The organism is Streptococcus mitis (assembly GCF_001579035.1).
Classification (GTDB): Bacteria; Bacillota; Bacilli; order Lactobacillales; family Streptococcaceae; genus Streptococcus; species Streptococcus mitis_J.
Map to the genome: position 1 here is coordinate 7655 of NZ_KQ970291.1, position 12594 is coordinate 20248.

The 12594-nt window shown below is 41.0% G+C and carries 10 protein-coding genes and 2 pseudogenes; 3 read left to right on the forward strand and 9 right to left on the reverse strand.

The genetic code is table 11. From position 1 onward, the window contains the following. Positions 1 to 185 (forward strand): annotated as a pseudogene (locus tag SMIDD26_RS13315) (UTP--glucose-1-phosphate uridylyltransferase); the annotation flags it as partial. Between the two features lie 55 nt (positions 186 to 240). Here the strand turns inward: SMIDD26_RS13315 and SMIDD26_RS09070 are convergent. The 6 genes and pseudogenes from SMIDD26_RS09070 to pbp1b form a co-directional block, all read right to left on the reverse strand. Beyond that, positions 241 to 915: a rhomboid family intramembrane serine protease gene (locus SMIDD26_RS09070; RefSeq protein ID WP_061439885.1), complete on the reverse strand. Its 675-nt coding sequence runs from the start codon at positions 913 to 915 to the stop codon at positions 241 to 243. Further along, a complete protein-coding gene (locus SMIDD26_RS09075; RefSeq protein WP_061439886.1) occupies positions 899 to 1438 on the reverse strand; it encodes a 5-formyltetrahydrofolate cyclo-ligase in 540 nt (179 codons plus the stop codon). The genes SMIDD26_RS09070 and SMIDD26_RS09075 overlap by 17 nt, the downstream gene beginning before the upstream one ends. Before the next feature lie 11 nt (positions 1439 to 1449). Beyond that, positions 1450 to 2580 (reverse strand): N-acetyldiaminopimelate deacetylase, encoded by a 1131-nt coding sequence (locus SMIDD26_RS09080; RefSeq protein WP_061439887.1) that lies wholly within the window; start codon positions 2578 to 2580, stop codon positions 1450 to 1452. A gap of 66 nt (positions 2581 to 2646) precedes the next feature. Beyond that, positions 2647 to 3345, reverse strand: a complete 699-nt coding sequence (dapD, locus tag SMIDD26_RS09085) for a 2,3,4,5-tetrahydropyridine-2,6-dicarboxylate N-acetyltransferase (RefSeq protein WP_061439888.1) — start codon at positions 3343 to 3345, stop codon at positions 2647 to 2649. A 229-nt stretch (positions 3346 to 3574) separates the two neighbouring features. Next, positions 3575 to 4486 (reverse strand): DMT family transporter, encoded by a 912-nt coding sequence (locus SMIDD26_RS09090; protein WP_061439889.1) that lies wholly within the window; start codon positions 4484 to 4486, stop codon positions 3575 to 3577. 71 nt (positions 4487 to 4557) lie between these two features. After that, positions 4558 to 7021 (reverse strand): annotated as a pseudogene (pbp1b, locus tag SMIDD26_RS09095) (penicillin-binding protein PBP1B). Positions 7022 to 7162: 141 nt separating this feature from the next. Between pbp1b and tyrS the strand changes: the two are divergent. Next, a complete protein-coding gene (gene tyrS, locus SMIDD26_RS09100; protein ID WP_061439890.1) occupies positions 7163 to 8419 on the forward strand; it encodes a tyrosine--tRNA ligase in 1257 nt (418 codons plus the stop codon). A 77-nt stretch (positions 8420 to 8496) separates the two neighbouring features. Here tyrS and SMIDD26_RS09105 read toward each other — a convergent pair whose 3' ends face one another. Continuing rightward, the gene (locus tag SMIDD26_RS09105; protein ID WP_061439891.1) at positions 8497 to 10560 is read right to left on the reverse strand and encodes a heavy metal translocating P-type ATPase; all 2064 of its coding nucleotides are present in this window, start codon (positions 10558 to 10560) and stop codon (positions 8497 to 8499) included. Between the two features lies 1 nt (position 10561). Continuing rightward, positions 10562 to 10840: a DUF6110 family protein gene (locus tag SMIDD26_RS09110; RefSeq protein ID WP_000910909.1), complete on the reverse strand. Its 279-nt coding sequence runs from the start codon at positions 10838 to 10840 to the stop codon at positions 10562 to 10564. A gap of 151 nt (positions 10841 to 10991) precedes the next feature. On the opposite strand from SMIDD26_RS09110, the gene SMIDD26_RS09115 reads away from it, so the two are divergent. After that, positions 10992 to 11840, forward strand: coding sequence for a putative RNA methyltransferase (locus SMIDD26_RS09115; protein WP_061439892.1), 849 nt, complete (start codon positions 10992 to 10994; stop codon positions 11838 to 11840). Between the two features lie 354 nt (positions 11841 to 12194). Here the strand turns inward: SMIDD26_RS09115 and SMIDD26_RS13620 are convergent, their stop codons facing one another. Next, positions 12195 to 12401 carry a hypothetical protein gene (locus tag SMIDD26_RS13620; protein WP_061439893.1) on the reverse strand — a complete coding sequence of 69 codons (207 nt, stop codon included), beginning with the start codon at positions 12399 to 12401 and terminating at the stop codon, positions 12195 to 12197. Between the last annotated feature and the right edge of the window lie 193 nt (positions 12402 to 12594).

Sequence of the window (12594 nt, forward strand, 5' to 3'; positions counted from 1 at the left end):
TTGATACGCTCAATAAAACACAGCGTGTTTTTGCCCGTGAATTTACAGGAGCTCGTTACGACGTTGGGGATAAGTTTGGCTTTATGAAAACATCTATTGACTACGCCCTCAAACACCCACAAGTCAAAGATGACTTGAAAGATTACCTCATCCAACTTGGAAAAGAATTGGCTGAGAAGGAATAAAACAAAAAAGATAAGGTTCAAAAAATTGCCTTATCTTTTTTCATTACACAAATTTTCATCCCATTCCCTTGTAGAGAAGTAAGACTGCGAGTCCTACGAACAAGACTACCGCTCCTAATCTCTGGCTAGCGCTATACATCCGTCTTTCGCCTCGAACTGGAAAGATAACTGCTAGAAATGCGCCACCAACTGCTCCTCCGATATGGCCTGCTAGGCTGATTCCTGGAATCAAAACACTTCCAATAATGTTAATCACAAAAAGTGTCAGATAAGACTGTCCTAGCTGTTGGATATAAGGATTGCGAGTTGCATAGCGAAGAACAATAATCGCGGCAAATAGCCCATAAAGAGAGGTGGATGCACCTGCTGCTAAGGATTTAGGACTAAATACAAAAACAAAGAGATTGCCCATCATTCCTGATAAGAGATAGAGAAAGAAAAACTGCTTGGATCCGAAAATCTCCTCTACTTGCCTACCAAGATAATAGAGCGAAAGCATATTAACAATGAAATGCTCCCAACCAATATGAACAAAAATGGCAGAGAAGAGACGCCAAACCTGCTCTGGAAAGAGACGAATGACAGGCCCGTACATGGCTCCAAATCGAAATAGGGTATCTGCCCTGTAAAAGTTTCCACCTGTGGTCACCAACATTAGTAGAAATACCAAGGCCGTCACTAAGAGGAAGAAACTCGTCACAGGGTAACGCCTATCAAAGATTTCTTTCATCAATCAGTACCTCCTGAACAGGAATATCATGGTTTTCAGGAATAAAGTCCTGAATTTGATAATGATAAACCGTACTCAAAGTATGACCAGAAAAATATTCCAGATAGCGGTCATAATAACCTCCGCCGTATCCAATACGATAGCCTTCCGTCGTAAAAGCCAGACCAGGAACATGAATCAAATCAATCTGAGAAGCATCCACTACTTCTAAATCTCCCTGTGGTTCCAGTAATCCAAAGGAAGTTTTTACCAACTGCTGCGGATCATAGACCACAAAGTCCATGCGCCCCTTGGGATAGGTTTTGGGTATCAGAACCCTCTTGCCATCCTTCAGAGCCTGCTCGATCAATCCCTGCGTTTGAAACTCATGAGGAAAAGAGAGATAGGTTGCGATGACCTTGGCTTCTTGGTAGAAGGGATGTTTCAAAAATTGATCCGTTAAAGCTTGATCCATAGCCTGTTTTTGCTCTCGAGGGATAGCCTTCATTTCTTGCAAAATTTTCTTGCGTAGTTCTGCTTTCATAGATAATTCCTCTACTCTGCTGCCTTCTTTTTCAGGAAACTAGAGACCGCATCCACCCCAATAGCTAAGGCTTCTTCCTTAGGATTCATCTGAGGGTGATGAAGGGCATAGGGACTATCTATACCAAGCCAGAACATAACGCCATCAACTTTTGAAAGGAGATAACCAAAGTCTTCACCTGTCATAGCAGGTTCGATATCAATCAACTCGATTCCGTCTTTTTCTTCAAAGAAGTCCATCAGTTCACGCGCCAAGGCTGGATTATTCTCAACAGGCAGGTAACCCCCTTGTTTGAGTTCCACTTCGACTTCCATACCAAAGGCGGCTGCAACACCTTCTGCAACTGTTTTGACCCTTTTTTGCACCAAAAGACTCATGTCCAGTGTCAAAGCCCGAATGGTTCCATGCAAAAAGGCTGTGTCTGTGATGACATTATTGGTTGTTCCAGCTTGGAAAAGACCAAAGGTCACCACTGCTCCCTCGATTGGGTTGACATTGCGGCTGACAACTGACTGCACCTGGGTCACAAAGTAACTAGCCGCCACCAAGGCGTCATTAGCTTCATGTGGAAAGGCTGCGTGTCCTCCTTTACCTTTGAAACGAATCTTCACCTCGCAAGTTCCTGCAAAGAGTGTATGAGTATTAGTCGCAATCTGGCCGACTTTCAAATCTGGCCGAACATGGAGGCCATAAAACTGGTCTGGCAACCAGTCTCCAAAAGCGCCATCCTCATACATGAGCATGCCACCAGCTTCATTTTCTTCAGCAGGCTGAAACAGGAAGAGTAGATTATTTTTAGGTTGTTCCTCAAGGGCGCGCTCAAGACAGCCTAAGGCAATAGTCATGTGGAAATCATGGCCACAAGCATGCATACGACCTTGGTGCTGAGAAGCGAAAGGAAATCCTGTTTGTTCGACAATAGGCAGGCCATCAATATCTGTTCTCCAACCAATAGTACGCTCTGGCTGACTTCCCTGCAAATAAACCAAAATACCTGTCCGCCAAGTACGAATTTGAACAAAATCCTTGCCCGCAGTCAATTTCTCAATCACATCTAGCAAATAAGCATGAGTCTTGAACTCCTCCAAGCCAATCTCTGGAATCTGGTGCAAATCTCGTCTAGTCTGAATCAAATCTAACATCTATCTATCCTCCTATATAGCAGAAAGAGGCTGGAAAAGGGTTCCGCCTCTATTTTTCTTTTACAATTACAAGGTACGAAGCGCATCCTCTAGCGCTGTTTTTTGTTGGGTTTGGGCATCAATCTCTTTGATGATGCGAGCTGGAACGCCTGCCACTACCACATTTTCTGGAACATCTTGGGTAACAATAGCTCCTGCTGCGACAACTGAACCACTACCGATTTGGACCCCTTCGATAACCACTGCGTTGGCACCGATGAGAACATTGTCTCCAACACGGACTGGTTCTGCGCTAGCTGGCTCAATCACACCTGCCAAAACTGCACCTGCTCCAACGTGACTATTTTTCCCAACGATGGCACGGCCACCAAGGATGGCACCCATGTCAATCATGGTTCCTGCACCGATTTCAGCACCGATATTGATAACGGCTCCCATCATGATAACAGCATTGTCACCAATTTCTACTTGATCACGAATAATCGCACCCGGCTCGATACGAGCGTTGATAGCACGTTTATCTAGCAAGGGAACTGCAGAATTACGAGCATCTTGCTCAACAACATAGTCTTGATTTTCTACCAAACCTTCGAGAAGCGGAGCAACATCCTTCCAGTCTCCAAATAAAACATTCCCTAGTTTGACAACAGAGCTTGGTACAGCAGCTGCGAGTTGTCCCTCAAAGGTTACTTTAACACTGGTTTTCTTTTCAGCATTAGCGATAAATTGGATAATTTCTTGAGCATTCATTTTTGTAGCAGTCATAAAAGGCCTCTCATTCTTTATAATGATACCTATTCTACCAAAAAAGGCCTCAAATTTGAAGCCTTTTTGTCTGTTTTTAGGTATGATTTTTTAGGGATGTGAGATAAAACGTGCTGTCGGTAAAAGCAAGCCCCTACCGATACAACCTAAAAACACTCTTCACAACTATCTCCCCGTGTTTTATTGACTATTCTAGTATAGCACACTTTTAGAATTAAGAAAAGACTTTTTATCTACTTTCTTTCGCTTCTTCTATAGACAAAAATATCATAGGTAAAATAATCAAGGCCATCGCTAGAAGAAGGGACCAATCCACTACCAATCCTAAAAATAAAACACTCAAGAGGGCAGAAGAGAGAGGTTCACTGGCACTGATAACGGAAACCACCAAGGGAGAAACCAAGGACACCGCCTTCATGGAAATAAAAAAAGCAAAAGCTGTACCAAAGAAAGCGATAATAAGGCAAATCAAGATACTCCAAATATCCAGAGTAAAGGAAAGCTGATAAACCGGCGAGAGGACATTGCTAAATAAACCGGCCAAAATCATCCCCCACCCAACCGTGGGAACAAAACCATAGCGCTTAGCAAAAGGTTGAGGTAAGATAACATTAAACATAACACCCATGGCACTCAGCAGACCTGTTATAAGGGCTAGTGGTGTCATGGATAACTGAGAGATATCTCCCTTTGTCGCCATCAAGCAAACACCCAGCATGGCAACCAAAACATAGAAAATAGCGCTTTTCGACGCTCGTTTTTGATAAACCAAGCGATTGTAAAAGAGGATAAAGACAGGACTGATAAACTGTAAAATAGTTGCTGTCGCTGCATTTGAGTATTCTACGCAGAGATAGAAAAAATACTGAACTGAAAAAATTCCCAAAATAGCATAGGCTAAAAAGGGTAGATAATTTTTCTTGTCTCGCCAAATATCTAGCACTTGCGATTTTAATTGCATTGCTGACCAAATGAGTACAAGACTCCCTGCCAGTGTCAAACGCATAGAGGTAATCCAGCCAGAAGACACCTGGTAATGGGTGAAGAAATATTCTCCTAAAATTCCACAGATTCCCCAGATTAAGCCGGATAGGAGCGAATAAATGGTTCCTTTAATAATCTTTTTCTGATACTGATTCATACCTTTATTGTAACACGAAAGGAAAAAAGAAAAAAGTGGCAATCCATTGATTAGCCACTTCATTTAGAGAATTATCGTCTCGCCCTTGAAGAAGAAGGTCGTGTAGTACTTGAGTTACTGCTATCGCTAGAACTACTACTTGAACTGCTGGAGCTTGATGGAGTTGGTAGACTCCCCACAATGCTAGACCAAGCATTCTGATAATCCGCATCACTTCCACCAATAGCAAAGCGATAACTGGTCGTTGGCGCTCCTGTCTTATTAGCCCAATAGCTGGTAACAGTCGAACCTGTAACATCTACCTCTTTTCCTTCAACAGAAACCTTCCCTGGTTTTTGACCTGTTGATTTCAAGACTTCGGATTTTACGACACTAGGATCTAAAGCGAAGCGCTCGTTCCCCCAAATGTTTGGGAGGCTTGCTGAATCGCATTTACCAGATGAGCCATGTAATTAGAGTTATTGGAATAACCTGCTCTACGTGACAATGAATGATTATCATCATGCCCAATCCAGCCACCCAGGGTTAATCTAGGTGTCGAAAGCATGAGCCACATATTTTCGTCTTGGTTGGTTGTACCAGTCTTCCCAATCCAATCTGCATTAGCCAGAGTAGGATTTAAAGAAGTCAGATTCGTCTTGAAGGTTGTTGTCACACGAGAGGATAGAACTTCTCGCAACAAGCCCTGCATAATCGTCGCAGTAGCTTTTGAATAGACTTGAACTGGTTTATCCTGATATTCATACACCACTCTACCATCTGCTGCTTCAATTTTAGAAATTACATGTTTTTTATGATATAGACCATTATTTGCTAGGGTCTGATAGCCATTGGTATGCTGGGCAACTGTGACTTCAATACCACCACCCATCGGCAGGCTCTCAATGCCGTACTCAGGAATCTCGTAACCCATCTTTTCCATATAACCCTTGACATCAACACCCTTTTCACGGAGCATACGATAGGTCCAGTAAGCAGGGATATTCCATGAATAGTTCAGAGCTTCTCCCAAGGTCATCATTCCTGTTCCCTTGCTATTAGCATACATAATCGGATTGCCATTAGCAAAGTTTGTTGGATAGTTAGAGAGAATCGTTTCACTTCCCATCAAGCCCTGATCAATAGCAATACCGTAGGCAAGCAAAGGCTTGGTAGTAGAAGCTGGTGAGCGCTTGGTATCAAAGGCATGATTATTTTGATTTTCTTGATAATTACGGCCACCTACAAAACCTAGAATAGCACCTGTTTGGTTGTCCATCAGGACATTCCCTACTTCTACACGACCTGTTCCATCGTCTAAAAGATAGCCATAGTCAGCAACCGCACTTTGCATAGCAGAATGAATTTTCTGGTCTATGGTAGTAGTAATTTTATAACCACCATTTTCAATTTCCTTGGATGCCAAATCGCGATAAAACTTCTGAGTTGCCTCATTTTTCAACTCCTTAGCGGAGACATTGTCTCTCTGAGCTAGATAGTCATACATACGTTCTTGAGCTTCTGCCAAAGTTGTAAAGTATAAATAGTCTCGTGAAATTCCTGTGACCGTGCCCGATGGTAAAAAGTCCTGTTTAAGGTCATAATCCTTGTATTGAGAATACTCGTCCTTGCTTAAGGCACCTGTACGATACATACTGTAAAGAACTGCCTTAGCCCGTCTTAAGCCAATTTCTAGGTCTTCATCACTCTTCAACTCTCCAGTATTTTCATAAGGAGAGTAAGTAATGGGACTCTGTGGAAGTCCTGCTAAAAATGCTGCTTGAGGAACAGTCAACTGACTGGCATCTACACCGAAAATTCCCTCAGCTGCTTGCTGAGCTCCTGCAATATTCTGCCCCTTATTATTTCGGCCAAACGGAGCCACATTGAGATAGGTCGTTAAAATCTCATCCTTATTCATGGCACGTTCCAAGGCAAGAGCATCCACAATCTCTGTCGCCTTACGAGCCAAGGTCGGCGCATCTCCAACCACCTGCTGTTTAATCAGTTGCTGGGTCAAGGTTGAACCCCCACTAGAGGAACCCAAACCTACAAATTTCCCCAAGGTCGCACGAATCACCGCCTTGGGCACTACACCCTTATGTTCTTTAAAGTGTTCGTCTTCCGTCGCAATGATAGCCTTCTTCAGATTTTCCGAAATTTGCTCAGATGAGATAGAAGTGCGCAACAAATCACTCTCTATGGAAGCAATCACCGTCCCGTCCGAATAGGTAATCTCTGAAATAGAAGAGATGTCCTTGACCTGATTCACCAATTCTTCTGTCTGAGGCACCCGAACCTTGTCAAATAAGGCCACTCCGTACCCCAAAGCAATCCCAGCTCCCAACATTCCGCCTAGAAAACCGAGTACAAAGAGTAAGTTAAATAAGGCTTTTATACTCAGTAAAATAGCTGGAAAAATGGCTGGCTTCTCTAAGGATTTAGATTTCTCAGCACTTGAACCTTTCTTGGCCGGCCTAGCTGATTTTTTATTTTTTGTTTTTGCTGGAAAAATTCCAGCATTTTTCGTTTTAATTCATTTAATTGATTTTGCATGGATTTCCTCACTCTATCTATTATACCATAAAAGGTAAACTTTCAATAAAATAGCCACTTTCTTCCCTATTCTACTAGGCTATTGCCCAAGTTTGTGATACAATAGGTAGAAACAATAATTTTAAAAAGGAGAAAAGACACATGCACATTTTTGATGAGCTAAAAGAGCGTGGTTTGATTTTTCAAACGACTGATGAAGAAGCTTTGCGTAAAGCCCTAGAAGAAGGTCAAGTTTCTTATTATACTGGCTACGATCCAACCGCTGACAGTCTTCACCTAGGCCACCTTGTCGCAATCTTGACAAGTCGTCGCTTGCAACTAGCAGGTCACAAACCTTATGCGCTCGTTGGCGGTGCTACAGGTCTCATCGGAGATCCGTCCTTCAAAGATGCTGAACGTAGTCTCCAAACAAAAGACACAGTAGATGGCTGGGTCAAGTCTATCCAAGGACAACTTTCTCGTTTTCTTGACTTTGAAAATGGTGAAAATAAAGCTGTCATGGTCAACAACTACGACTGGTTTGGCAGCATCAGCTTCATTGACTTCCTCCGTGATATCGGAAAATACTTCACTGTCAACTACATGATGAGTAAGGAGTCTGTGAAAAAACGGATTGAAACAGGGATTTCTTACACTGAGTTCGCTTACCAAATCATGCAAGGGTACGACTTCTTCGTCCTTAACCAAGACCACAATGTCACTCTTCAAATCGGTGGTTCTGACCAGTGGGGAAATATGACAGCTGGTACAGAATTGCTTCGTCGTAAGGCTGACAAGACTGGCCACGTTATCACTGTGCCACTCATCACAGATGCAACTGGTAAGAAATTTGGTAAATCAGAAGGAAATGCCGTCTGGCTCAATCCTGAAAAGACTTCCCCATATGAAATGTACCAATTCTGGATGAACGTTATGGACGCTGACGCTGTTCGCTTCTTGAAGATCTTTACTTTCTTGTCACTTGATGAGATTGAAGAAATCCGTAAACAATTTGAAGCAGCGCCACACGAACGCTTGGCTCAAAAAGTCTTGGCTCGTGAAGTCGTTACACTTGTTCACGGCGAAGAAGCTTACAAAGAAGCCCTCAACATCACTGAGCAACTCTTTGCAGGAAACATCAAAAATCTTTCTGTTAAAGAACTCAAACAAGGACTTCGTGGTGTACCAAACTACCAAGTACAGGCAGACGAAAACCACAATATCGTAGAACTCCTCGTGTCATCTGGTGTGGTTAACTCAAAACGCCAAGCCCGTGAAGACGTCCAAAACGGAGCTATCTACGTCAACGGCGACCGCATCCAAGACCTTGACTATGTCTTGACTGACGCAGATAAGTTAGAGAACGAACTGACTGTTATCCGTCGTGGTAAGAAAAAATACTTTGTATTGACTTACTAAATTGTTCAACATTTACCTATAAACAAAGGAGTTAACCTCGAGAAAGGTAACTCCTTTTTGCTGTGAATAGCTCTCATCTATCTATTTTTAATAGACAGGCTACGCAGGACTATGCGTAAGGTTGTTAGATTATGTAAGATAGAGAGATTTGAAGGACTGAGCCAATTAAACAAGCCAAAGCCAATCAAACTACTATTTACGACAACAGTATCTTGAATATTCTTCTTGATGAGTGTTTGCAAAGATGATGATAGCCAATCCAACTCTTGGAAGAAATCCAAACGATTATCTAACAATAAGATATCACTCATCTGCTTAGAAATATCTGCACTCTCATTCATCACCACACCGATATCTGATAGGGTTAGAGCAGCTGAGTCATTCAACCCATCCCCAACCATCAAAATAGTGTGACCTGCTTTCTGCAGTTCCTCTACTAACTCAAATTTCCCATCAGGTTTCAAATCTGTATAAACCTGATCAAAGGGCAAATCTTTGACTAATTCCTCTGTCCTAACCAAGGTGTCCCCTGTTGCCAGAATCAATTTTTTCCCTTGTGCCTTAAGTTTCTCCAAGGCTGCTTTTGCTTCTTTTCTCAAAGGAGTATGAATGCAGAACATTCCAATCAATTCATTCTGATAAGCCAAGAATAAGAGATTGTAGTGACTCTTGTACTCTTCAATTAAAGCATTTTGTTCTGAACTGATATGAATCTGCTCATCCTGCATCAAGACATAATTTCCAATAAGAACTGGTTGGTCATCTATATGAGATTTGATTCCCTTGCTTGCGATATATTGAAGTTTCCCATGCATTTCCTCATGTTCAATCCCCTCTATCTCAGCTTGCTTGACAATGGCATTAGCAATAGGATGATAAATGTGTTCCTCAAGACAGGCACTGATTCTGAGAATATCTTCCTCACTATAGTCTCCAAAAGGTAACACCTTTTCAACTATAGGATAACTAGTTGTGATTGTTCCCGTCTTATCAAATAAGAAGGTATCGACTTCCAGATATTTCTCCAGAACATCCCCATCCTTAATCACCATTTCACGGTTCAACCCCTCCTTGATAGCTGTCAAATAAGCTACAGGAGTAGAGATTTTCAAAGCGCAGGAGAAATCGACCAATAAGAAAGAAATAGCCTTAGAAAAAGAACCTGTCAATAGGTAAGTCAGCCCAGCCCCCAAGAAATTATATTTGACGACCTTGTCCGCCATCTTGATGAAATAGCGTTGTTTCGTTTTCTTGTTTTCTTCAGATTTCTTCATCAACTCAATCAGTTGTAAAATCCGGCTGTTCATCTGATTATCGGTTACACGAATGCGTAACTCTCCAGTTTCTAATACTGTATTTGCACAAACCGAATCAGACTCTCTTTTTTCAACTGGAAAACTCTCTCCCGTCAAGGAACTTTCGTTGACCATACCTAAACCTGAAACTACTTGTCCATCAAACAGAATTTCATTTCCTTGAGATAAGACCAAGACATCTCCTATTTGAACATCGGAACTCTTGATACTAACAACCGTATCGCCCTGTACTAAGAATACATCGCTCTCTTTTGCAAGAAGGCTTTGTTCTAAATCTGTTGCCGTTTTTTTCAAGGACCACTGATCTAAATGATTCCCCAAATCAAGCATAAACATGATATTACTTGCCGTCTTGGATTGGTTCATAAACAAAGATAATAAAATCGCCGAACAGTCCAAAACCTCCATCGTTAGTTCCTTACGCGCTAGTGTTTGATAGGCTTCTCTAATATAGCCAAAAGCCTGATAACAAGTCCATATATAGCGAATAGGATATGGCACAAAACTACGAAAAAGTACACGCTTAACCGCTGCACCTGAAACAATAGAATAAGCACTCTCTTCTCTACGAATGGGAAGAGTCATCAACTCAGAAACTTTCCCTTTATCAATTCTTTTTAAAAAGGCTTCTGCATTATCTAATACAGAAAAGCCTTCTTTTATGCGTAGAGTAAAGTGCTGTTGATCCATGTAAAACTGGATAGACTCAATCCCCTTTTCATCTCTCGCCAAGGAACGAAGATAGTCTTGAATATCCAAGGTGAGTGAAAAAGAAGATGATAGTCGGATATGTTGGTATCCTCTATGTAGCACTTTAAAAGACATATTATTCTCCTATAAGGCTATCTAATTGCTCTTCTTTTTTCTCTTGCTCGTACAAATATTTGGCATCTTGCAAGACATCGTCTCCATGTTGCTTCACAACAGAAACAGATGCATCTAGCTCGTCTTTCAACTTGTAAGCCTTAGCCAAAGCTTTAGAATAACCTTTTTTAGCTTCCTTACTTGCCAAGATTTTCAAACCAAGGGTACCAAATGCAACACCACCTAAAAAGAGTGATGATTTTTTCGCAACTTTTGCGACGGTCAATACTTCTTTTAACATACTTATTTCCTCCTAGCTATTATTATATAGCAATTTAGATATAAAAGCAATTTTATTCTATAAATTGGAGAATTAGTTTTATTTCTACTGAATCTCCCATCTACTTATTCCTAAAGTTGCTTTCATTTGCCTCTTTTGATACACTTAAACTATGAATACAAATCTCAAACCCAAACTTCAACGTTTTGCTTCTGCGACTGCCTTTGCCTGTCCTATCTGTCAAGAAAATCTGACTCTGGTAGAGACTAGTCTCAAGTGCTGCAACCGTCATTCTTTTGACTTGGCGAAATTTGGCTATGTCAATCTAGCACCTCAAATCAAGCAATCTGCTAACTATGACAAGGAAAATTTTCAAAACCGCCAACAAATCCTAGAATCCGGCTTTTACCAAGCTATCTTAGATGCTGTATCTGACTTGCTTGCAAGCTCAAAAACTACCACAACAATTTTGGATATCGGTTGTGGTGAAGGTTTCTATTCTCGCAAACTACAAGAAAGTCACTCTGAAAAAACTTTCTATGCCTTTGACATCTCCAAAGATTCCGTCCAAATCGCTGCCAAGAGCGAACCCAACTGGGCAGTCAATTGGTTCGTTAGCGACTTAGCTCGTCTTCCTATAAAAGACGCCAGCATGGATATCTTGCTTGATATCTTCTCACCTGCCAACTATGGAGAATTTCGTCGCGTTTTATCCAAAGACGGTATCTTGATAAAGGTTATCCCAACTGAAAATCACCTCAAGGAAATCCGTCAGAAGGTACAGAACCAGCTGACAAACAAGGATTACTCTAATCAAGACATCAAAAATCATTTCCAAGAACACTTTACCATCCTATCTAGTCAAACTGCCTCTCTGACTAAGACTATCACAGCAGAACAACTCCAAGCCTTACTCAGTATGACTCCTCTCCTCTTTCACGTTGACCAGACCAAGATTGACTGGAGCCAACTGACAGAGATTACCATTGAGGCAGAGATTCTGGTTGGGAAAGCATTCTAAACTAGAATTCCCAAAGGTATAAAACTTACCGAAAATCTCCAATATTACAAAAACGCATAAGAACAGGTGGTCAAAACCTTAATCTTATGCGTTTTGTTATGCAAAAATCACTGGAGTTTCCATACATATTAAGTGGAAATAGTTGAAATCAGCTCTTTTAATAACCATTGAATAGCATATACTACATTTGCCCCAAATATGATATAGGCCGTATAAATCAAGTATTTCGATTTCTCCCGCCTCAAAGAATAAATCTTGTACAAAATAGATAAATTTAAAATAATAAATAACAGAGACAAAATCTTCCCTCCAAAATCAATCATAAAAGTACACAGTCAAGCATAGCTCTAATCTTTATTTTCGATTCGAAATTACAAACTTATCAATGAATAGCAATTGATATAAGGCAAGTACAGACCCCCAGAAACTACCTCGAAGAGAGATTTCTTGATGATTGAGAGGAAACAAATCATGGTTACCTATATAGAGGCAGGTCAAAATAACAAATAGTATCCAAAATAAATCAGTCCATTTATATTTTGAAAAATATTTTTTCCACATAAGAACACCTTCTTTCCTATAATCATATTATAATACTTTGTGTAAGCGAATACAAGGAATATGAGGTAATCAACTACGAAGAAACATAAGGCTGAAATAAAGTGTTATGCGTTCACTGTATCTATGATTTATCCCTTTTAAATAAGATTGATCCAAATCCACATCAATCGAGTAGGGGATAATCTCTAGCCCC